This window comes from bacterium (assembly GCA_040755755.1).
Classification (GTDB): Bacteria; SZUA-182; SZUA-182; order DTGQ01; family DTGQ01; genus DTGQ01.
Window position 1 is genome coordinate 114,981 of sequence record JBFLZW010000013.1, and the last position, 22,005, is coordinate 136,985.

Here is a 22,005-nt window from a genome sequence, read left to right on the forward strand (position 1 = left end):
CCCCTTGTTACTGAAGCAGGACAAAATCCTGTGGGGTAAGGATAATATGTTTATTGGGTTCGTTGATATTTACGACCACCTCGGCCATCCGGAAGATCGGCGTGATGGATGGATTATCTTCCGGCACCTCGGCAATGTAGAAGCGGATAAGGTTATCTCCCGGACGCAAGGCAACGCCGTTCTCCGTGGTACACCCCAGGGTGTCCATGAGGTCGATATTCGAAATCGTGAAATGGTACTGCCGTACATAGGAGGGCAGGGATGATCCCTGCGACAGGGGCACTAACCCCTGGTCCCTGACATCGTACTGATAGCTGTATCGCTCCCGTATCCTGGGATCATTCGAGGTGACATTGGTATGCCGCTGGACCTCCTGGTAATCCGCTACGCCGTCAAAATCGCAATCAGCGGTGGATTGGTCTTCGAGAGGATTTGTGCCCATGGGAAATTCAAGGCCATCTGGGATGCCATCTGCATCCGAATCCGCAACATGCCGGTTGGTGCCCTTGACATATTCCTCGCAGTCCGTCAACCCATCGTTATCGGAATCCGGCCAGATGCCATCGGGCATCTGATCGCAGGGGCTGTCCGGCAGCCGGGGATTGAGCTCATGACCGGGGGAGCTTGATTTGACCTCGAAGAAATCGCTGAGCCCGTCGGCGTCAGTGTCCCGGCTGCCCGGATCGGTGCCGCGAGCCGCTTCCTCCTCATCGGTGAGGCCGTCGGCGTCGCTGTCGGCATACACCAGCTCTAGCCCCGGCCTGACATTATAGTTGAAGGCAACCAGGTATTTGATCTTGTACTCGACCGTCAGGCGCATATCGACAATATTGATAAAATCGATAGCTTCAGCGTTTTCGAACAGACGAAACTGCCCCTCCCCCCGGTCAGCCATCCCTTCCAGGGTCGTTTCCGCCATCTGCCGGGCCAGTTGTCCATCTGCCGTCGGCGGAAAATTGCCAAGCAGGAGAAAGGTATGGAAATTAAAGGACCCGACTCCCATCTGGGCAGCCATCTCGCGCATTTCATTGACCCGGTTCCAGATATCCGTATCGGACTGCCTGCCGCCCTGGACGTTGGACATGCCGTCACTCAGAAAGACGACAATGTACTTGGTGCGGATAAGGTTCTGTTCCTCCTGTGCCTTCACCCGGTTGATGTCCCGCTCGATATCGGCATATATGGCCTCCAGGGTTCCCAGATAATCGGTCATGGTATCGTTGGCCACCCGGTTCAGGACCCGGTTGATCTCGTCAGGATCTTTGGTAAACCCTCCCCGGCCATCGGTGGTCCTTGTCCGCTCGAAGACATCGTTATTCCAGAGCATGATCTCAAAGGAGGTGTTCTCGTTGCTGTTATAGGTATCGACAAAGGTCCGCACCGCCTCGATCCGCAGAAAGTGCGGATCAGACCCCACCAGTTGGCCGTTGACCGTATCCCCCATGCTCAAGGAGCAGTCAATGGCAAACAGGACCTTGACCGGAAAGCGGATCTCATCAGGGCTTTCGGTAACAAACATTCCCTCAAGCGTTACCTTGGGCAGGGACTGGATCCTCTCAAGATCAGGCCCGCCCCCGCACCCCAGGGCAACAGAAAGGATGAGGCAGACAAAGAGGGAAAATACCATGCTTCCCGGTAACTCCTGAGTCCCCTCTGTGTCTCTGTGTCTCTGTGGTTTCCTTTCCCTGCGATCTTTGCTGATCCTTCCATCCGGTTGTTTGCCATTACCGTTACCGTACATCGCAGGCATCTCCTTTCCCATCCCGGTCCCTGTCCGTCTGGTCAGGATTGGCATGTCTGGGGCAGTTATCACAGGCATCGCCGATGCCGTCCTCATCAAAATCCGTGTTCTCGGAGGTACGGCAGTTGGGACAAAGATCTCTGTCGGGTCCATCACCCTCCAAAAAGCCGTCATTGTCCAGGTCCTCATCGCAGACATCGCCGGCCGTATCCCCAATCATGAAAAAATCGCTGTTTTCCTGCTCCGGGTTATAGACCCTGCTGCAATTGTCAACCGTATCCGGAACCCCGTCATCGTCATCATCCTCATCGCAGATGTCCCCGCGCTCATCATGGTCATAATCCGCCTGGAGAGGATTACCAATAGCGGGGCAATTATCACTCTGGTTCACGATGCCGTCTCCATCGATATCTCCATCACAGGCATCCCCAATCCCGTCCCCGTCGGTATCGAGCTGATCGTTATTGGCCATACCAGGGCAATTATCGCAGGCATCCCCGTGGTCGTCGCCATCGGCGTTCCGGCTCTGGTCGTTCGGGGTGTAGGGGCAATTGTCCCTGGTATCGACCACCCCGTCGGCATCGTAATCCTCCTGGAGCGAGAAAAGCGGGCCGAGGTCGTAATTGACCACGATCGGGCCGCCGCCTCCCCCGCCTCCTCCGGCACCGCCGGATGGAGGTGCGCCGCACAGATCGTCGGGGCATTCGTCAAACCAGTCATTGGGATTAAAATCCTGGGCCTGAACCGGAATACTCCTCCCGGCAGCCATGACAAGGGCAGTGAAGAGAACCACGAAGAGCATACGGGTGAATGGATGGGAAACAGGGTGCTTGTACATACCTATCACCTCACACTTGCGCGGGATGGAAGAGATAAATCGTTCGTTCCGTCCCGGAGTAGGAACAAATGACGGGCCTGTTCCGCCCGTCAAACCATAAGCTGTTATAGAGGCCGATATCTCCGCTCGAGGCCACGGTCTCCCTCTTCCATGCGCCTTCCTGAAGTTGAGCGAACCTCAGGTTGTTCGCGGCATATCCGCTATGGCTTTTCAGCTCATAGTAGGCAATGGCGGCAGATCCTGCGGCATCGTAGGCCAGACTGCAATAATCCCCGCACCAGGAGGTATCATCCACCATCTGAATCCGCCAGGATGAAGCCTCTTCTTCCGCATACCGCAGGCAATGATGGTCGGCCCTCCCGTCGCCATACTCCTCGACGTAATAGGCTACGCCCAGGAATCCTCCAGCATCACACCGGGCGCCGCTTATCGAGCCAACCACGCAGCCTTCCTCGATCCATTCCTTTTCCCATATCCCCTGCTGTCTGCGGGCCACCCGAAGGCCTCTGGTATTGCCGGGAAGCTCGGCATAGTAAAAAATGACCGGATTGTCCCCGCTATCCAGGGTAATTACACAATGGTAGCCCACACTGTTTTGCACATTGCTGCCATCATCATAGTGATTCCCCTCGACCGTCTCCTCAAGAGCCGCTGCAGAAAGCGCCGAGCGGTCCTTTTTCACGTAGCAAAGATCGGGGTAGCGGTAATTCATGGCATCGCAGCCTTCATAAAAGAACTGATAGGCGAGGTGGATGGCCCCTTCCGAATCAACCGCCACCGAGACCTCGGTTCCCGCCAGCCCATCCTGGAACACGGGATTTCGCTCGACAATCCCGACAGCCCCGGTATATTCTCCCCATCCGCCCGCAGCCTTAAGGCTCAGCATGGCATCGGACTGCTGCTCCCTGCCGCATTCCCGGACCGTTCCTCCCCGGTAGGAGATCACCGGCAGGTTATCCTGGCCAAGGGCCAGGGAGAGGGCCGCACAGTTATCGATGCTCGTGACAGGTTCCGGTTCAGGGCTGGAGGAAAGGGTTCGGAGAGTGCCGGTCGGGTTGTCTAGGACCAGGTACTGAATCTGATAAGCGGCAGCGGTATTATCATCGTCCTGAAAATACGCAAGGTGCACGGTGCCTTGTGCATCCCTTGCCGCCTTGACCCGCGGACTGAGCATCCCTCCAGCCTCGATCCGGGCGAGCGGGACATTTTCCCACCGGCTGGCCACGACATTCCGGGATTGGCTGCCGGTATTGTTACTGCCTCCCCCGCCTCCTCCACATCCGAGGATATTTGTATAGATAATCAGAAGGAGCGCTAACAGCGATATCACCAGTTCCAGGTACCCGCATCTCCTACCCCCGAAGGTAAGCATAGTAAGATTCCCGTGCCTGTGGATGGATTGCATCTTTGGTCTCCTCAACCCTTGCCTGATTCGGAAGGGCCTGGTAAAGGTCTCTGGCCTTGTCGATATGGCCATAATACTGATAAAGTCCGGCAAGATTGACCCGTGCGCCGATATGGTGAGCATCGAGAGCCAGGGCTTTGGTAAAAGCATCTTTTGCCAGACTGTCCTCGCCAATGGCGAGATAGGCTACACCAAGGGCATTGTATATCCTGGCCTGCACTGCCTTATCAAAAGCTTTAGCCTCGCCGAGGGCTTTTTGGGCTATGAGGATCGAGAGCCTGACATCTCCCTTTTCCCGGTAGGTCTCGGCAAGAGTCAAAAGAGCGGTGGGATCGCCCGGATCCTGCATCAGCTTTTGATGGATCCCCCGTAAGGTCTCATCCTTTGACCATTGGGAGGTTATTTCAACCAGGGGCCGTGCCTTTGAAAAACCGGCGTTCCTTGATTGCCGTCCTGCTGAATCGAGGAAGCAGGGTGCCAGCTTCGGATCGCACACTTCCCAGGAATGTGCTTTCTCGACACAGGCCCGGCGATATTCATCCGCCTTATTGCCATATCCTTGAGCCTTCTGGTTCAAAAGCTCGCGGTACTGCTCTTTCTCTTCAGGGGATAAATCAGGCAGGGGAGATTCCTGGAGAAAGCGTTCGAATTCCCGGTAGATCTCATACGAACGGTAGCAGGCGGAAAGAGCCCATTCAGGAGACTGATATTGGATGACGGCGGCGTAGCCCTTCTCCAGGTTCTCGAGGAGCTTTGCCTTGGCAGCCACCAGGCTGGTATCGATACTCCCGGAGAGCTGAAGGCCCATATAGTCCTGAAAAGTCTTTTCAAGAAGGTTATATTCCATTGCGGCCATCCGGGTGCGCACATCCCTGTCCTTCCCGGCCAGATCGGGCTTGCAGGCTTTTCTGGCTTGTGCGGCCAGGGCACGTGCCGTATCGAATTCACCTGCCTGGGCATGGAGATCGGCCATGCGGGCATCGGCTTTCAGTTGCCCCAGGGGGGATGCCTGGTCCCGGCAGGTCTGGAGCACCTTCAGTGCCGCGTCTCCGCTCCCTTTTTTCTCCGCATTGTCGGCCATGGCCATGAAGATTTCCTCCCTGGCACCGGCGCTCTTTCCTCCCCGGTCGAGAACCATCTGATAGTCCTTATTGGCAAGATCGTATTGCCCAAGGCTCTCCCGGATCCGGGCTGCCTGATACAGGAAATCGGTGCTGCTGCTTTCTTTCGGAAGCCGCACGCTGAACTCTTCGAGATATTGAGCCAGGAGCCTGAACTGGCTGATCCGCAGCGAGGAATCGATCAGAAGGCTTAAGGTGTCTTTAATTTTCGCTGACGAGGGATAGTGGACGATCAATTCAGAGCCTGCATTAAAGAGGGTCTCAAGATCTCCCTTCTCCTTGCTGGGAAGCAGCAGGGCATACAGGGCATATTCTCCCATCGAGGCACCTTTCTGCTGATCGGCTATCCGGGAAAGACCTCCCTTGCCCTTGTCCCAGTCATTGACCGCGGACACGGTGAGAGAATTGATGATCTTGGATTCCGCGGCCTGTACGATCCCGCTGACCTCGGTCTTCAATTCCTCATCCTGGATATTCCGATCTTTGAGCACCTTTTGGCCGTATTTGACCAGACCTGCATAATCCTCTTTCAGGTTATAGGCATCGAGAATAAGATGGACCGCAGCCCTGGCCTCTTCCCCCGTGGGGCAGCGATCGATAAACCGGGAAAATTCGGCAATGGCTTGGTCATATTTTCCCTGATCATAGGTGATCCAGGCCACGTTAAAGAGCACATTCGAAACCCGGTGCGATCCGGGAAAATCACTGGCATAGACCTGGCCGCAGGCCGTGAGCCCTCCTCTGGCTGAGGCAATCTCATAATAGGTGAGGCTGTCTTTCTGTTTCAGAGCGCGATAATACGAGAGCACCGCGCTGTAGAGGCCCTCTTCCCGCTGCCGGTTTTTTTGTGGTATAGCCAGGGCGCATTTTTCGTATTGCTTCCCGGCCTCAAGGTATCTTTGGGCTGAAAACAGCGCCTCGGCGTAATTCGCTTCCATCTCACGATACACAGGGCTTGTGTCAAAAAATTCAAGGTAAGCCTTGTACGAGTCCGCGGCCCGGATAAAATCCTCTTTCGATTTTTTCTCTCTGGCTTTCTGGTGGAGGTGAGTAATAATGTCTCTGGCATAAAGTTCGAAGTCAGCCAGATTTTTCTTTTTCTCTTCTTCAGAGATATGGACCGAGTATTTCTGTGCCTTGAGTGCCCCGACCATAATGGCCACATCCTGATCCGCATCCTCGAAGCGCTCCAGGGACTGGACACATTCGAAGATTCTGCGGCTGTATTCCAGAAGCTTTTCGACATCATAGCGCAAGGTCGCCAGTTTGCGGTAAATGGCCGCGGCATGAGACCACTTGTTCTTGATCAGGTAGCGATAGGCCAGTTTTTCCAGAGCCAGAGTATAGACGGGCCGTGACCAGGCATATTTTTCAAAGTAGGCTATCGCATCCTGCGGGCTGCTCTCTTTGTAACACTCGCAATAGCAATAGGCCATATCGGTCAGGGCCTCGGTTCTCACATCCACCCTTTTGTAGGTGTCGATATCCAGCTCGCTGGTATCGCTGAGGCTGGTGACCGACTCCTCGAAGAGCTTGATGGCCTTCTGGAAGTCCACCCTGTTGATGTAACACCAGCCCAGCTTATACCGGGCAAGAGCTGCGGCTGAGCTTTGAGGATAGGTTAACACCTCCTCGTAGTGCCTTTGGGCCATATCGAGGTCCGACAGGTTGAAAAAATGGTCCCCCAGCAGCAGATAGGCTTCCGCTGCATACGGGCTGTCCTTGTATTTGCTGATAATGGCCCGGTACTGGCCGACCATGTCCTCGATCTGACCAAGCTCCCGGTATTCATGAGCCAGAAAGAAATGCACCTTGTCAAGCTCCCCGAAATCGGGGAAGTTGTTGATGATGCGGTGATAGATTTCGATAGCCTGATTCTTCAGGGTGTTCGATTCAAAATGCTCCAGCGATTTGACCGATGAGGAGCCTTTCGGGCTCTCAGCCTTGCGGAGAAAATAGATAATGCGGGATTTTTCGATGTACAGCTCAGCCAGGCGAAGGTAGAGTTCGGGAAGATAGGGTTTGTTCCTCGACCGGTCAATCAGGACCCTGGTATTTTGTATGGCCAGGTCACATTTCTTTTTATCTTCCCTGAGCTTGAGGATAAATTTCTTTTCTTCCCCGCAGGTGTCCTTTTTTTCGTAGGCGTAGCTCTCCGGCTTTTCAGCCTGGCCGCTGCCATAAGCCGGTGCAGCCAGAAAAACAAGCCCCAGGATACTAATAATAGCTTTGCAGGTGAGATGTTTTGTTGTCATTGGAAAATATCCCATCATTTGAAGAAGATATCCCACTCTTCGAGGCAGTTGCATTTGTTGGGCAAAGTTACCGTGTAATCATCCAGCTCATCGTTCCAGAATTCTCCCTGGAAGGGATAGATGGCTATCCTTCCTGTTGGCTTTTGGGCCGAAGCAGCATCCTCCCGGTAGTGATACTGATATACCCGCTGGTACATATCGAGCCCGATCTCATATTCCATGAGGTTGGCCTCTTCCTCGAACTTCAGGATTTCGTTGGCCATTTTCTCATACTCTTCCTTGATCTGGGTTCTCAATACTCTGGTCATTTTCTCGATTTCAAGGGTATACAGCTTATCCAGGAACCCGCACAGAGGCTTATCGGGAAAGAGGGCGATCTTTTCCTTTTCCTGCTCCAGGAGCTTCAGGAATCTCCAGGTCTGGTTGATCTTTTTTTTGCTCAGAAGGAGCAGGAGCAATCCGGGGTCATCGGCTGCCTCTCCCCTGGCGTAAATCGTTTCCAGGGAATGGCCGTAGTGAGCCTTAAATTCCCTGACTACAGCCAGGGCCTTCTGATAATGGCACACCTCTTTGTAGATGAGAGATTTCAGGATATAGTGTTCAGGGGTAAAATAATCCCGGAAGCCGGGGGCTTCAAAGGCATATAAAAGCCCCATTGCCTTTTCCGAATTTCCGAGGCGGTAGTGGTTCCAGGCCCGCTCGAAGAGCGTCTGGGCCTGTTCGAGAACCGGTTTCGGATTCTTCTGATAGATGCGCTCAGCCTCAGCATGCTCTCCCTTTTCATAGAGCAGGCGGGCCAGGGTGGTGGCCGCCTCGCTTTTCAGATCATCCGCCGTACCGGGAGATTCCAGAATATCCTGAGCTATGGCCATAGCCTCATCGATCTTATCCTGATAAATCCTCAGCATGGCTTTTTGAAAAAGATAGCGGTAATAGTAATAGCTCTTTGGAGTAATCCGGTGAAAGTGATTATCCCCCCACTGGAAGAATCCACGCTCCCAGTCGAACATCCCCTGATAATAATTGATAAAATCAGCCATCTCCTCTTCCAGCGCACCATATTCCTGATCACAGACAACCGTGTTGATAATAAGCTCGCGGTCAAAGGGGATGGTGCGGGTTATTTCCTCGAAGAGCTCAAGGCAGTAGGAAACGATCCTGGGATTCGGTTTTCTGACGATAAGATTCACCAGCTCATCGACTGCCGCATGGGACAGGCCGCACTTCTTCAGGCAGATGCCGAAGAAGAACTGCGCCCATTCATAGTCAACCACGTCCGGTGAGTTCATACTCAGGAAATGGAACAGCCGGGGAGCTGCAGCAGCATAATTCTTTTTCTCAAAAAGCGCATATCCCCGGGCAAAAGAATTTGGATCCTTCATTGGAATGGCGGCATCAGCATCCTGCTGGACAACAGGGGGCTTTTGATCCTTTTCACCTTCCCCAGGGTTCTCTGATGCCAAAGCCCTGCCGGAGGAGATTACCATGATCCACAACAATATCAGTGCATATCCGATTATACGCTTCATGGTTTTCCATCTTCCCGCAGATAGTTCTGTAAGACCTTGACGGTTTCGTCCCTCTCCGTTTTTCTCGGAGACAGGTTAAACCGGAATCCCAGGCCAAGACCAAAGCCAAGCCGGTTTTCCCTTTTATCTTCCCTGAAATTGACCAGATCACGGATTTCGAGATTCAGGCACAGGTGCTTGCGGATAAAGTATTTCATGCCGATTCCAAAGCTCACCGAAAGGACGTTTTCTATCACTGCCGCGGGCTTGTTTTCATAACTGACCATCCCTCCGCCGAGGAAAAGGTAGCCCTCGTGGTTCAGTATCCGGCGATTCCAGACCGCATCCTTCCCATAGAAGGGCTTCACCACCAGGTGGGTATGAACCATATACTTGGTTTCCCTGAATTCCGTGGGTGCAACCCCGAATTTCTTCTCAAGGTCTTTGCGCAGCTCCTTTTCCCGGTTGAGCATCAGGTATCCCCTGGCTACCTCCCAGCCCAGATGTTCATTGATGTGGTAGGTATAATGGAGCCCCAGAGGATAAAGATGATAGAAATCATCATCGGGAAAATAGCCACAGCTTGCGCCGATTTCATGGCAGTAGTGGAATACCCTGTTCTGAATGGCATACACCTGCTCCTTATCTGCCGGATCCTCTCCAAACCCCTCCCGTGGACCAGGGAAAAGCAGCAGCAGGAGGAATAATAAAACGATCCATCGTTTCATGCACTCATCTCCTTAAAAACCTACGATATCGAAAATAAAGGGATAGGAAACAACCACTTCTGCACCCTGGGGTTGGGGAAACTGCCAGGATTTGATTTTCTCCTTCATACATTCATGGATCGAATCCGATTGAACGGAAGAAAAGCTGGTCCGGATCTCTCCCACTCTGCCGGAGAGCAGGATTTTCCATTCAAAGACAATCTTTCCCATAAGCGAGGGATTCGAGATCAGGGCGGTTTCGTAGCAATTGGTGATCTCGGCAAGGTGCTGGTCAATCACTTTCTTGACCGCCTCGCGGCTCATGCCTCCTCCCTGGACGCTCACCTTCTTGCTCAGCTCTGCCTTGACCATGGCCATGACCTGCTTCTGCCCGGTCTGGCCTGTCTCCAGAGCGCCGACCTGATCCGGCTCGTCCTGCCCTGCTGCCTCCGCATTCCCTGCCAGGCCGATTCCCCCGCCCTTGCCTCTTCCATAGGCGGCCACACTCCCCTTTCCGGCAACACCGGCACTGCGTAAAACCTGGGCAGATCCCCGGGTAGTGACTACGCCGCCGGAAGGCACTTCGATCCCCGAAGTATCCAGCTTCCCGACGATGCCGCCAACCTTGAAATTCCCTTCACTGCTTGTGGGGGAAGAGACAATGTCGAGGTTCGTCACTGCGGCCAGCACCTGTTTGGCTCCTGACTGAGGTCCCGGATCAACTCCATCTTTGGTGCCGAGCACGCTGAGGAGCCCTGCCTGCTTGATGTTGCGGTTTACAATATTCCCCCCGGCTTTGCCGCTGCCTCCCCCCGCATCGGGTGACAGGCCATTGGCAGGCCCGGCCCCGGATGATTCCCTCTGAAGCGAGCTGACCACGTGAGGACGGCCAGTCCGGGAAGAAGGGTTTTTAGCAACGGAGCGGGTGGAGGCTTCTTTTGCCGTGCGCTTCACCTCAAGAGAAGCGGTTTTCTCCTGCGGCACCGGTTTTTGGGTTTCAAGCGGCTGGGTCTTTTTCGGCTGCCGGCTCTTTTGGGGTTCCGGTCTGGCTGCCTTTTGGGGAACGCTCGTATTGCTCATCTCGGTCAATTGCCGGGTATCCACCTGAGCAAAGCGCGGCTTTTCCGGAACGGGCGAGTGAGATTGCTCCGGCAGCGAAAATACCACTCCTCCCAAAATGAGTAAAAGTCCATGAACGAGCAGGGATTGAAGGAGATTTTTCGGGAAGCGCCGCTCTTTGTCCCGATGAATCGCAACCTGCGGACTTTCTCCCGGTTCAGTGGCCCGGACGATATATTCGTAGCAGCCGTCGCTGAGATAGAGGGTGCCCTGCAGGGGGAGCTTCGAGCGGTAGATCCGCTCCATGTGCGGATACGAGCAGAGGTTTTCAGGCCTGCACAGGCTGGTGAGCTCTTTGACAGTATCTTCATACATGAGCCTGCCCTGAAACTGATCGGTGAAGAAGAAGGAGAAGCTTTCGACATGCTTGTTTTCCGCATCTTCCGCCGGATTTTCAGCCAGACAAAACCGGTCAGACCCGGCATAATATCCGGGAAGGTCATACCTTTCACCCCGCGAGAGAAGACGCACATCGATTACTTCATCCTGCCGAAGCTTGATAACTTCAAGGAGAAGCTCACCTCCCGCCCGATTGACCGATCCCTGCCCGGCCTCTGTCAGTATCTGCCGGAGAGAAAAGCCAGCTTCGCTGTCGTCACCGTCATCTTCGTCTTCGTCCTCATCCTCATCCTCATCCTTATCCTCATCAAAGCGATCATCTGCCAGGCTCGTATCGGGAGCCAAAACCGGCGCGGAGATCGATGCAGGAAGGGGAGGCTCTGGCTGCTCAGGTACGCCCAGAGGATCGGGCTGTGTGCACAGCAGTTCGGCTGTTACGCTCAGCGCCTCGGCCACAGTGCTCAGGGGATCGGGCGGATCACTCGGCGACGGATCAGGCAGGGCAGGGGCTGATTGCCCGGCAGTCTCATGAGTAACTTCGGGGGCAGGTTGGGAGGCCGACCCTTCAACCCTCTCCTTAACCTTATCCCTGTCCTCACACTCCTCCTGGGGGAGGGTTTCAAGCGTGGCATTCAGAGATGAAATGGCTTCATATATCCCCGCTACCGCTATCTCTGCTGCCTCAAGGTCCTGGGACCTGCTGACAATACTCTTTACTTTTGCCTTGAGCGTATATGGCCCTATGGTCACAAAATCGAAGGGGCCGAGCATGCATATGGCTATTGGCTTGCCATTTACCCGGACTCCCCTGCCGGAGCTTTCATCCGAGACGATAAGCTGGTCGCCCTTCACATGAACAATGGCGTGAATATCGGCGATCGATTGGTCATTGAGGACAAGGTCCGCATCGCTTCTGCGGCCTATGGCAACCTTGTCTTGCTGAAAGCAATCCCAGCCGAGATATTTTTCCTTGTGGAAAATAAAAAATTGAATAACCGCGCCATCCGCTGCGCCGGTCTCAGCCTCTCCCTTTTCCAAAACAGAGAGAGGGAGAGAAGGATTTTCAGGTACTGAAACAGCAGTCATGGTCTTCATGCCGAGCTTCACCCACTCTTTTTAGTCATGTCACGGTCCTGGAGAGGAAAATCTTCCAGTATTTCCTTCCGGAACTCCTTTCGGACCGAGAGCATGCTCTTGATTTCATTCTTCTTGCGCTGCAACAGATACACCGCCCCGGATTTTATGGATTGTCCAAGAATGTAGGAATTTCCAAAGTCGATCCGGCTGAGCAGCTTTTTTTCACCCTCCTGGGGCTGAGCCTGGGGCTGGCTGCTGCCCTGGGCCAGGGCACTCCCTGGAGTGAACCTGAAAGCGGGGGACAGGAAGCTCGCCGGCGGCATCTGGAGAATATACCAGAGGATGAGCACACCGATGAAATATTTCAGAGAGTTACTCACGGTGAAGATCTCCTATTTATTCAGAACGGCAAACTGAAAATTCGGGTATCCAGCCACAGCCGCTGTCTTGATCACCTGATTTATGGTCTTGAAGGGAACCCGCTTGTCACAGAGAAAGATGATATGCTCAGGGGCTTCTGTATCCGGCTTCGATTTATCCAGGATTTCCCGGTGTGAGGTGAGCTGACGATAAAGGCCCGACTCTTTCAGCTTTTCCGGATCAAGCCCGATAATTTCACCATTCCGGAGCGTGGCAACGATTTTATCTTCGAGCCGCAGGTTTGACTGTGAGAGAACCAGTTTGATGTTATCCTGGTAATCGCCCTGGGCTGCTGACTCCGGCAGTCTGAGATCTTTCTCAAGCTGAATGACTTGCGGCTTATTCGAGTAAGAGCTGAGCAGAAAGATGAGAATGATGGTAAACATATCCATCATCGAGGTTATCTGTAATTTCGGGATCCCGGAATCCCGATTCTGTCTTCTTCGTTTACCAAGGGCCATTGACCATCTCCCTCCTTATCCTAGCTTACTTTTCCTGAGAGCACTACCCGGGGAAAGAGGGCCTTATCCTCACAAAAGCGGGCTGCATCCATAGCCTGGATGATCGTATCGTACAGAATGCTTTCCTCCGGGATTATTATGAGCGTATCACTCGACGGGTAACTTCCCTTGAGCTTTTGCAGGTGCGTAACTACCTGATTCAGTGGATACGTGCTCCTTTGCCCTTTCGCCAGGTGAGCGTCCCACCTGCTTAACTCTTCACTGCCGAGTGAATCGGAGATAGCCGAAAGGTGTATCTCATCTCCTTTGATCTCCATGACGGCCGTTACCCTGATCGCTTTTTCCAGTTCCTGGCGGCTGGCTTTGCCGGTCTCAGCAAGAACAGGCACCGAAGTGTCTATGGCTTTCAACTGATAGAAGGCCGCGGACAGGAGGAGGAAAGGAACGAGCACCAGGAAGGTATTCATGATAGGAACGAGGTCGATTTCCACCTCTTCTACAGTCTCTGATCTCTGCTTTCCCAATCCAGACATGGCGTGCTCCTCTGAATTCAGGTGGTGATCAGTCACCGTGACGATATCGATCCATGTGGATGATCGATATCAGTCCGGTTCATGGGTTCAGTTACAACTCGTGGATACAGCTTCCTTGTCCTTCTTGAGGGAACACAGGACATTAAAGAGACGGTAGGCTTTTTCCTCAAATTGATCGACGAGGTAGTTTCCCCGGTTATTGAGGATGTAATAGGCTATGAGACAGGGTATGGCCACAATCAGACCAAAAGCGGTGGTCAGCATGGCAATGGAAATACCGTTGGCTAATATCTCCTGTTTCATGGCTGCACTGGCGGTGCTGACACCCTGAAAGGCTATGATGAGACCCTGGATAGTTCCAAGAAGTCCAAGGAGCGTCGAGATATTGGCAAACAGGGCCAGATAGTTAATTCTTGTTTTAATACGGGGGATCTCCCGCATGATATTCTCTTCCAAAGCCCGCTCGATCTCTTTATCCTTTTTATCCGATTTCAGAAGACCGGCCTTTAATATCCGGCCAAGAGGATGCTTTTCAATCCGGCTACACTCCTCGATCGCACCGTGGTAATTCATCTTTTCGAGCAGGAAAATTATTTTCTGGAGGACGCTGTCGTGGTTTAATTTCAATTGGATGAACAGAAAACTGGCGCGTTCGCAAAAGAGGGCCAAAGCCAGGACCGATACTGCGAGGATGAAATACATAAACATGCCGCCTTTTTGTAACAAATCAAACATATTTATCCTCCCCTGATGGTTTATTTACCCTAAAGCCATGATCCTTACTGTGGTCTTGGTGGTCACGGGAGTCCCGGTTTTCATGGTAATCAGGAACTCCCCGGAAAAGGAAAACTTCTTCCAGGTTATTACAATGGGCATATTTTGTACCAGCAGAATTTCCGGAAGGGCAATCGCCGGGCCGATGCCTGCGCCGGGGCTCATTGCAAGCCGGGTTGTGAGGAGACTGGAAGAGATGATCAGGCAGGGAAGAATGGGAGTTTGGTTCTTTTCATCGAGGCCGGCTTTCAACATTGTCAGTGGGCAGGACTATCCCTGTAATTGGGATTGCAATTTTGTAATGGGGGCACCCATTTTTACTGTTTCCTTATCCCTTTGCTCTTCCCATTGGAGAGTCTCTCGGTACGGACACACCGGCAATAAGAAGAGTAATCGCCCACTTTGGCAAAACGCTTGATATCTCCCATCTCGGTCATAATTGTCAAAGGGCCGCCAGAATATGCCTGGAGCAGTTACCGGGCAACAGCAGGCTTGAGTGAAAAGCCGCCTTTTTTAACCGTGGATTGGATATTGTCCCGATTTGCCGCAAACCGGCACCAGGCACAGCAGCTTTACCGGCAGTTTGTCCCTGAAGGAATTGCAGCACCTGCCCCCCTGGAAGTCAGAGGAGAGCTTTAAGGCACGGTCTATTCTTGGAGATCAAGACTTTATCGAGAAGATCGAGCCAGCTCTGAAAGACAAGTCCGCCTTGGAGGAAATCCCCATTCGGGAACGGCTTGCTTTCAGACCGTCCCTGGAGCAGTTGTTGAGTGAAGCGAAACACCAGGACATCTCAGAAAGGCACTCTAAGGTTAAGGCCAGAGGTGAAAGGGACAAGGCTATCCTGAGCGTCCATGTGCACTACGGCTATACTCTATCCGAGATTGGTGCTTATCTTGGCCTCACTACACCCCTATAAGTAAGATTATAAAACAAATCAAACAAGTATAACCAGGTGTCATGGGTGATAAATATCATTATAAACTGATAATTCAAGACCTGACCCCAGACACGGATGTGAAAACTTTTTCACAAACATCAACTCCTTCAAAAGGATAACCTTAAGACCCTATTTTCTGCATGATATGAAAGATTTTGCAAATCAAGGGCTCCCTCAAAGAACGTTGCCAGAACATAGAAACAGAGTCCTCCTCTCCTGTGATTGTCGAAATCTCTTGACTATTCAAATAGATATCAATATACCGAAACGGAATACTCTTTTACACTAAAATTTTCACTATGGCACAGGTATTGCTAAAGATTCCCTATGAGTTACTATTTTTATGGTAATTTGGCTCCATCATATTCACCCGGTTTCAAGGAGGCAGGTAATCCTTTAAGACAAAAATTCTCTTCTTCATCCTAAGTCCATAACTATATGGTTTCTCGCGAGAACATCTGAAAAACCCCTCGAATTGGACCCAGTCTGACCTGCTGATCTGCTAATGAAAGAGACTTAAACCAAGGAAGGCCATATATTCTCAAGGCCATATACTCCAGGGAGGTGATAGCCGGAAAAACATTATGTTTTGCTATCCGGGGCCAAAGAGCCGGATTGTATGCCCCGGTAAAGAGCCGTTTTTCTCAAAAGTCAGGGTTAAAATGTTTAGCAATGAGGAGGTATAAGAGATGAAAAGATGGTTTTTGAAAGTCGGCCTGATCTTTACCATGATGATCGCATTAAGCTTTATGACGGCAAATAGAAGTGAGGCTTATTACGGCTACTACGGCGGCCTGTACGGCGGACTCTATGGCGGCTACTACGGCGGCCTGTATGGCCTGTATGGACTGTATGGCCTCTATGGAATGTACGGCCTGTACGGCGGTCTCTATGGCCTGTACGGCGGCCTTTATGGACTGTATGGCGGTCTCTATGGACTGTATGGCGGTCTCTACGGCAGTGCCTACAGTCCTTTCGGTCTCCAGAACATGTATTTTCCTGTCGAGACAGGTACCGGCCTGACCTATCAGATTCCGTTCCTGCAGATAGCTCCACTGCTGGGAATTGCCGGTATGTACAATGCCCTCTTCCCCTCTCTGTTCAATCCGCAAAGCCTGAGTGTGCCCTCAACGCCAACCGTTGCACCAACGGCAAGTGTGGCGGCCACACCCATTGTAACCTGATTATCGTCGTGCTGGCATTTTTCATGGTCAAAAAAACCCACAACAAAATTTGTTGTGGGTTTTTTGTTCTCCGGCCTGCAAAAAGCCGTTAAAGGATAGAGAAATTGGATAAAAAATTCGCATGGACCCTCTTCTTCATGTGCGAGCAGGGAAAGCAATGGAGAACCTCATGAGAAAACGTCACCTTACCAAACCGGCCACCTGCACTCTCTGCGGCTCTGTCGAGGCTAGAACAATCGCCCGCGGTGATTCTTTCGGCTGCCCGGCATCTGATCTGGTCAGATGTCCGCACTGCAATCTCTGGTGGATCGATCCCCTGCCCCCCCCTGCCCGGATACTGGATTTTTACCCTCCGCAGTATTATGGAATACAGAATGAGAAGTTCCACGAATACCTGGAAATTCTTGTCCAGCTCTTTTGCCGCCTGCGGATGGGAAAGGCCGCACGCCTCAACCCTGCCGGGAAAAGAGCTCTGGACATCGGCTGCGGACGGGGGCAATCGTTGAAAATTCTTCAGCAGTATGGGTACGAGTGCTACGGTACCGAGCTGTCTCCCTTTTCGGCCCGCGCAGCCGCCTCTTTGCCCGGAGTTCACATTTTCACTCACGGGCTCCTGGATTGCCATTTTCCTGATCGGTTCTTCGATCTTGTTCTGGTGTGGCATGTCCTGGAGCATCTGCCCAACCCGCGGGAAGTTCTCGGCGAGATATTCCGGATTCTCGCTCCCGGCGGGATACTGCTCCTGTGCGTGCCGAATATCGAAAGCCTGCAGGCCAGGCTGTCCGGCAGCAACTGGTTCCATCTGGACCTGCCCCGGCATCTCTATCAGTATAACCCTTCTGCCCTGAACGCTCTTCTCACCTCCAGCGGTTTTCATATCGTCCGGTGCCACACATTTTCCCTGGAGCAGGGGCCTTTCGGGCTGCTTCAAAGTATCCTTAATGTCATCGGGTTTCCCAGAGACAGTTTTTACCGGATGGTTCACCGAACCTTGCCGGACAATCATATCTCATTTTTCTCCCGGCTGGTCCAGATGGAAATTTCCCTTCTCTCCATGCCCCTGCTGATCTGGCTGTGCGGCCTCTTTTCTTTCCTCGGCCAGGGGGGAGTCATTGACGTACAGGCCCAAAAACCCTCTACCCGGAGAGAGACAGTCATATGAAACCATTCTCCTCACCATCAGCATGTATCTCCTGGAGACAGCTCCGGCTGGCCATCCTGCTTCCGGTAATCCTGGGGGGCTTGTGCTTTGCCAATTCTCTCAATAACTCTCTGCTCAACTGGGACGATCAGGTGTATATTTCGGAGAATCCTTATATCCGCACTCTTTCCGTATCCACCATCGAGGCACTCTTCAGCCGCCCTTATTTCAAAAACTACGCTCCCATCCATGTTCTTTCCTATCAGGTGGACTATCACCTCTTTGGTTTTCATCCGCACGGCTACCGGCTGATCAATATCCTGCTTCATATTCTCAACAGCGTCCTGATCTTCTTTCTGATCCTGGAATGCTACCCGGAAAGTTTTCCTGCAGCCCTTGCTGCAGCAGCCATTTTCGCGGTGCATACCATCCATGTGGAGTCCGTGGTCTGGCTCTCGCAGCGCAAAGATGTTCTGTCCGCCTTTTTCTTCCTCCTCAGCCTGCATGGATATATCCGGTTCCGGAAAAAAGCTGGCTGGCCCTGGTACGGCCTTTCTCTGGGGCTCTTTTCCCTGGCACTTCTCACCAAACCGATAGCTGTCACACTTCCCCTGGTTCTGGTGCTGTATGAGCTGTGCTTTCAGGAAGGGGAGCCCGCCGGGCGATGGCGAAATGTCATCCCCTTTTTCCTCCTGGCCGGGCTTGCAGCCGCAGCCACCTGTTGGGCGCAATATGTCGATTCCGGGATCAAGCAGTATGTGGGACACAGCCCCCTCAGTTCCCTTCTCCTGACCGGGAAAATCCTGATTCTCTATCTGGGCAAGCTGCTCCTTCCCGTTGGCTTATCCAACCGCTATGTGTTCCTGATCGAAAGGCCGTCCGACCTTCTCACTCCTTCCCTTATTTTTTCCTGGGCGCTTGTCCTGCTCCTTCTGGCAGGGCTGATCCGGCTGTGGAGATACAAGAGGGAACTGGCCTTTCCCGGCTGCTGGTTTCTGATTACCCTCCTGCCAATGGCAAACCTTATCCCCACCAGTACCCAGATGGCTGACCGGTACCTGTACCTGCCCTCCCTGGGCTATTGCCTGGCTGCAGGTCTTCTGATTCAGTCCCTCGGCCAACGGGTATCGCAAGGAGAGGGAGGGAAATTCCTCCGATGGATTCAAATTCTTGTGGCCGGAGGGGTGGTCATGGTCTACGGCTCACTGACTCTGGCCAGAAACCGGGTCTGGCGCGACGACCAGACCCTGTGGGAAGATGCCCTGGCGCAAAACCCCGACAACTACCACGCAGCCGCCGGTCTGGCCAACGCCCTTCTGGTCAGGGCGCAAAAAGAGCGATATCCTGTCCTCAAGAAGCAGTACCTGGACCAGGCGCTGCGGCTCTTGCAGCAGGCCCTTGCCATCAAACCTGATTTTGCCCTGGCTCACCTGGGGATGGGCAATGTCCTGATCGAGGGAGGGAAAATCAGGGAAGCCATCCCCTTCTTCCGGGAAGCCCGCAGGCGGAACGACGAGCGAAGATACGCTTCCCGGATCGAGTATAACCTGGCGGTTGCCTATCTGAAATCCGGTCAGCGCAAAGCCGCAGAAAAAACCTTTGCCTCGGTCATCAGGCAGGATCCGGACTTTGCTTTGGCCTACCTCTCCCTCGGCACCCTGTATTTCGATACCGGCACCCGGCAAGGGTACCGGAAGGCGGAAGAGTGCTACCTCCGGGCAGCCAAGGCCGATCCCGATAATCCGCGAGCCTTCTTTTACCTGGGGATAGCCAGGGAGCGGCTGGGAGACATCTCTTCTGCCATCGAAAGTTATCAGCAGTCACTCCGGCTGGCAACAGCAGATGAATTATCGCTCCTCAATCCGGCGGATATCCACCTGAACCTTGCCGGCCTCTACTATCGTCAGCAGGACTATCAGCAGGCAGTGGAGCACTACCGGCAGGTCCTGGCACTTGATCCCGATAACAGCCAGGCACAGGCCGTGCGATCCATACTGCTTTCTCTCGGTCTCTCGGAGTGAATTGACGGTAAACCGGCAGGTGCTCTCCATCCGGCATTATCGGCCCCTTTCATCCGGCAGGAGTAAAGGGACGCTGTGCGGGATCAGGGTGCAGGTAAATGGGGTATAGCCGAAAAAGTCACCGTCCAGCTCGACGGGAATCGGGCTGGCGGCCTGGATGACCTCGATCTTTTTTCCTCGGTAATAGGCTGCATCCGAAAAGATCGAAGGCCGGTGCAGGACAGCTCCCAGCAGGTAGCGAAAGTAATCCCGCCTGGTGCCTCCGGGAAAAGTGCAGATATCGAGCAGGCCGTCATCAGGCATGGCCTGGTGGGTGATGGAAAAAAACCCTCCGTAGTTTCGGACATTGCCTATGACCGCCGTGGTAACCGGAGCGGTGATCACCCGATCATCGATCATAAGAGTAAAGGGAGAGTAGTGATAATGCTTCAGAGCATTCCACAAAGGGGCAAGGTAGGAAGAAACATGAATCGATCCGGTCCGTATCTGCCGCATAATCCGGGTAACCTCTGCATCCAGGCCGAGGCTGGCTACCATCAGGAACCGGCGGTTTGGCTGCTGGCAGATCTGCCCGCTATCGAGCAGCCGGGTTTTCCCCGACCGGATCAGGGAAAGAAAACCGGCTGGCTTTCGGGGCAGGTGAAATTCTCTGGCCAGAACATTGGCCGTGCCCATGGGAAAGACAGCCAGAGGGATTTCCCGGCCCGCCAGACCATTTATGACCTCATTGATCGTCCCGTCCCCGCCTACCACGATGAGAGGAATTTGAGCCTTCCGTGCTTCCTGCTCCGCATCCTGAGAATGCCGGGTGATATAGACTTCCACCTCTATCCCCTGCTGGCGGAGAAGTCTGGCCAGGCTTGCGCCTTTTTCAAGCCCTCGGCCTGCACCGGAAATGGGATTCATGATAATCTTGAATTGCCGGAATGGCTCTGACATAGTGAAGAAACGTATCAGCTTTGAGAAAAAAATGCAACTCTTTGTGCCCGCTTCCGGCATTATACCACGGAAGAAGTAAGAATGCAGAAATCAAAAACCAAAGCGCCTGCTTTTTCCCCCTGCTTTTCCGCCTCCGGTTCCTGACTCTCTCCGAATCCTGACTTCTGACTTCTGACTTCTGACTCCTGATTTAATGACAATACCTTTTCCAGGATGAGCCACATATATCCAATGAGCATTCTTCACATTCACCCTGACTTTTTCGCTGCTGAATCATCTGCTGCATCGTATTAAACAGGTATTGAAGCACGGGATATTGGATGTGCATCTCGCCTGGATTCCCCAGGTTTAAGGTAATAGACTGGATCATGGGATGGATTCCCCTTTCGGCGCGAAGCTCAGGGGACAAGAAGGCCAGGATGGGATGGAAATCTCTGGTGAGGGCCTCCAGAGCTTCTTTCCACCCGATGTTTCGCTCGTTACACAGGCAGCTCAGGTAGGATGGAGTGGTGGCAATCAGTGTGCAATCAGCTAAACGGCTTCCGGCAATCATTTGCTCTTTCACTGATTTTTGTTCCTCTTCCTCTTCCATCTGGACCGGTCTGAGGGTTTCGAAACCAAAATCCCGGGCAATTTTCTCGATAAGCTGAATGAACGGTTCATCCTCCGAGCATAGGCTCCAACTGATAAAAGCTCTGGGCTCCGTAGAGAGTGGTGGCTTCATATTCTATCCCCTTCCGCAAATTTTAGCCCTGGTTAGTTTGCTGGTTTTCCCGGCTTTCTTATTCTATCGGCAAACTTTTGCTTCCGCCCACTCCTGATTGAAACAATTTTATGCTTCCAGCCTTCTTACTGAACCCTGACCACTTCTTTTTTCATGATCATGGCCAATTCCTTGATCAGGGAGAGGGCTTCCTCCGAAGTCTGACCTGCGCAGGCAACCTCGATGACGGGTGTTCGATAAGCCGGATTAAAAAAATGCACTCCAACTACCCGCTCCGGATAGGAAGTCTTTGAAGCTATTTCATCAATGTCATGAGTTGCAGTAGTGGCAGCCAGGACGGTAGAAGGTGTACACAAATGACTTAAGACGTTAAAGAGCTTTTTCTTGATGCTTAAGCTCTCGACAACCGCCTCGATGACCAGGTCTGATTCGGCGATGAGACTCAGTTCGCTCGTAATATAGATATTGCAGTTGATCCGCTCCTTCTCCTCCTGACCAAGTGGAGGGGCCTGAAAATCCTGCTGCAAAGTGGCCTCGATTTTCCGCTGGATCTTTCGCTCTTCCTGCCGGGTCCATAAAATAACCGGCAAATCAGCCTGGGCCAGGGCAATGGCTATTCCCCGCCCCATCATTCCGCCCCCCAGCACGGCCAACTGATTTATGCTGGAAGTACCTCCTTCTCCCCTGTGCTTATGGTGAAAAATCATACGGACATTTAAACTCCTTCCTCCCCCGGTCTCAAACCTCTGTGAACCTTC

The 22,005-nt window shown here is 52.9% G+C and carries 19 protein-coding genes and 1 pseudogene; 4 read left to right on the plus strand and 16 right to left on the minus strand.

What is annotated here, in order from left to right:
* Nucleotides 1-7: 7 nt before the first annotated feature.
* The 13 genes and pseudogenes from AB1611_05020 to AB1611_05080 form a co-directional block, all read right to left on the minus strand.
* Nucleotides 8-1,741, minus strand: a complete 1,734-nt coding sequence (locus AB1611_05020; GenBank protein MEW6378951.1) for a hypothetical protein — start codon at nucleotides 1,739-1,741, stop codon at nucleotides 8-10.
* Complete coding sequence (locus tag AB1611_05025; GenBank protein ID MEW6378952.1) at nucleotides 1,731-2,579, minus strand: thrombospondin type 3 repeat-containing protein; 849 nt, start codon at nucleotides 2,577-2,579, stop codon at nucleotides 1,731-1,733. Before AB1611_05025 ends, AB1611_05020 begins: the two co-directional genes overlap by 11 nt.
* Nucleotides 2,580-2,589: 10 nt before the next feature.
* Nucleotides 2,590-3,984, minus strand: a complete 1,395-nt coding sequence (locus AB1611_05030) for a hypothetical protein (protein ID MEW6378953.1) — start codon at nucleotides 3,982-3,984, stop codon at nucleotides 2,590-2,592.
* Nucleotides 3,932-7,360 carry a tetratricopeptide repeat protein gene (locus AB1611_05035; GenBank protein MEW6378954.1) on the minus strand — a complete coding sequence of 1,143 codons (3,429 nt, stop codon included), beginning with the start codon at nucleotides 7,358-7,360 and terminating at the stop codon, nucleotides 3,932-3,934. Before AB1611_05035 ends, AB1611_05030 begins: the two co-directional genes overlap by 53 nt.
* A 14-nt stretch (nucleotides 7,361-7,374) precedes the next feature.
* A complete protein-coding gene (locus AB1611_05040; GenBank protein MEW6378955.1) occupies nucleotides 7,375-8,889 on the minus strand; it encodes a hypothetical protein in 1,515 nt (504 codons plus the stop codon).
* Nucleotides 8,886-9,596 carry an outer membrane beta-barrel domain-containing protein gene (locus AB1611_05045; GenBank protein MEW6378956.1) on the minus strand — a complete coding sequence of 237 codons (711 nt, stop codon included), beginning with the start codon at nucleotides 9,594-9,596 and terminating at the stop codon, nucleotides 8,886-8,888. The genes AB1611_05040 and AB1611_05045 overlap by 4 nt, the downstream gene beginning before the upstream one ends.
* Before the next feature lie 12 nt (nucleotides 9,597-9,608).
* Nucleotides 9,609-12,128 (minus strand): AgmX/PglI C-terminal domain-containing protein, encoded by a 2,520-nt coding sequence (locus AB1611_05050; protein MEW6378957.1) that lies wholly within the window; start codon nucleotides 12,126-12,128, stop codon nucleotides 9,609-9,611.
* Between the two features lie 8 nt (nucleotides 12,129-12,136).
* Nucleotides 12,137-12,490, minus strand: coding sequence for a hypothetical protein (locus tag AB1611_05055; GenBank protein ID MEW6378958.1), 354 nt, complete (start codon nucleotides 12,488-12,490; stop codon nucleotides 12,137-12,139).
* A gap of 12 nt (nucleotides 12,491-12,502) precedes the next feature.
* Nucleotides 12,503-12,991, minus strand: coding sequence for a biopolymer transporter ExbD (locus AB1611_05060; GenBank protein MEW6378959.1), 489 nt, complete (start codon nucleotides 12,989-12,991; stop codon nucleotides 12,503-12,505).
* Between the two features lie 20 nt (nucleotides 12,992-13,011).
* Complete coding sequence (locus AB1611_05065) at nucleotides 13,012-13,524, minus strand: biopolymer transporter ExbD (GenBank protein MEW6378960.1); 513 nt, start codon at nucleotides 13,522-13,524, stop codon at nucleotides 13,012-13,014.
* Nucleotides 13,525-13,611: 87 nt separating this feature from the next.
* Complete coding sequence (locus tag AB1611_05070) at nucleotides 13,612-14,259, minus strand: MotA/TolQ/ExbB proton channel family protein (GenBank protein MEW6378961.1); 648 nt, start codon at nucleotides 14,257-14,259, stop codon at nucleotides 13,612-13,614.
* Between the two features lie 24 nt (nucleotides 14,260-14,283).
* A complete protein-coding gene (locus AB1611_05075) occupies nucleotides 14,284-14,553 on the minus strand; it encodes a hypothetical protein (GenBank protein ID MEW6378962.1) in 270 nt (89 codons plus the stop codon).
* A gap of 62 nt (nucleotides 14,554-14,615) precedes the next feature.
* Nucleotides 14,616-14,744, minus strand: a pseudogene (locus tag AB1611_05080) (IS110 family transposase).
* Nucleotides 14,745-14,839: 95 nt separating this feature from the next.
* On the opposite strand from AB1611_05080, the gene AB1611_05085 reads away from it, so the two are divergent.
* The 4 genes from AB1611_05085 (at nucleotide 14,840) to AB1611_05100 (ending at nucleotide 19,584) form a co-directional block, all read left to right on the plus strand.
* Complete coding sequence (locus AB1611_05085) at nucleotides 14,840-15,217, plus strand: hypothetical protein (protein ID MEW6378963.1); 378 nt, start codon at nucleotides 14,840-14,842, stop codon at nucleotides 15,215-15,217.
* A gap of 710 nt (nucleotides 15,218-15,927) precedes the next feature.
* Nucleotides 15,928-16,422, plus strand: coding sequence for a hypothetical protein (locus AB1611_05090; protein ID MEW6378964.1), 495 nt, complete (start codon nucleotides 15,928-15,930; stop codon nucleotides 16,420-16,422).
* 169 nt (nucleotides 16,423-16,591) lie between these two features.
* The gene (locus AB1611_05095) at nucleotides 16,592-17,584 is read left to right on the plus strand and encodes a class I SAM-dependent methyltransferase (GenBank protein MEW6378965.1); all 993 of its coding nucleotides are present in this window, start codon (nucleotides 16,592-16,594) and stop codon (nucleotides 17,582-17,584) included.
* The gene (locus tag AB1611_05100) at nucleotides 17,581-19,584 is read left to right on the plus strand and encodes a tetratricopeptide repeat protein (protein MEW6378966.1); all 2,004 of its coding nucleotides are present in this window, start codon (nucleotides 17,581-17,583) and stop codon (nucleotides 19,582-19,584) included. Before AB1611_05095 ends, AB1611_05100 begins: the two co-directional genes overlap by 4 nt.
* A gap of 36 nt (nucleotides 19,585-19,620) precedes the next feature.
* On the opposite strand, the gene AB1611_05105 is transcribed toward AB1611_05100, so the two are convergent.
* The 3 genes from AB1611_05105 to AB1611_05115 form a co-directional block, all read right to left on the minus strand.
* Nucleotides 19,621-20,523 (minus strand): diacylglycerol kinase family protein, encoded by a 903-nt coding sequence (locus tag AB1611_05105; GenBank protein ID MEW6378967.1) that lies wholly within the window; start codon nucleotides 20,521-20,523, stop codon nucleotides 19,621-19,623.
* Between the two features lie 190 nt (nucleotides 20,524-20,713).
* Nucleotides 20,714-21,247, minus strand: coding sequence for a hypothetical protein (locus AB1611_05110; protein MEW6378968.1), 534 nt, complete (start codon nucleotides 21,245-21,247; stop codon nucleotides 20,714-20,716).
* Nucleotides 21,248-21,372: 125 nt separating this feature from the next.
* Nucleotides 21,373-21,954, minus strand: coding sequence for a 3-hydroxyacyl-CoA dehydrogenase NAD-binding domain-containing protein (locus AB1611_05115; GenBank protein MEW6378969.1), 582 nt, complete (start codon nucleotides 21,952-21,954; stop codon nucleotides 21,373-21,375).
* Nucleotides 21,955-22,005 lie beyond the last annotated feature (51 nt).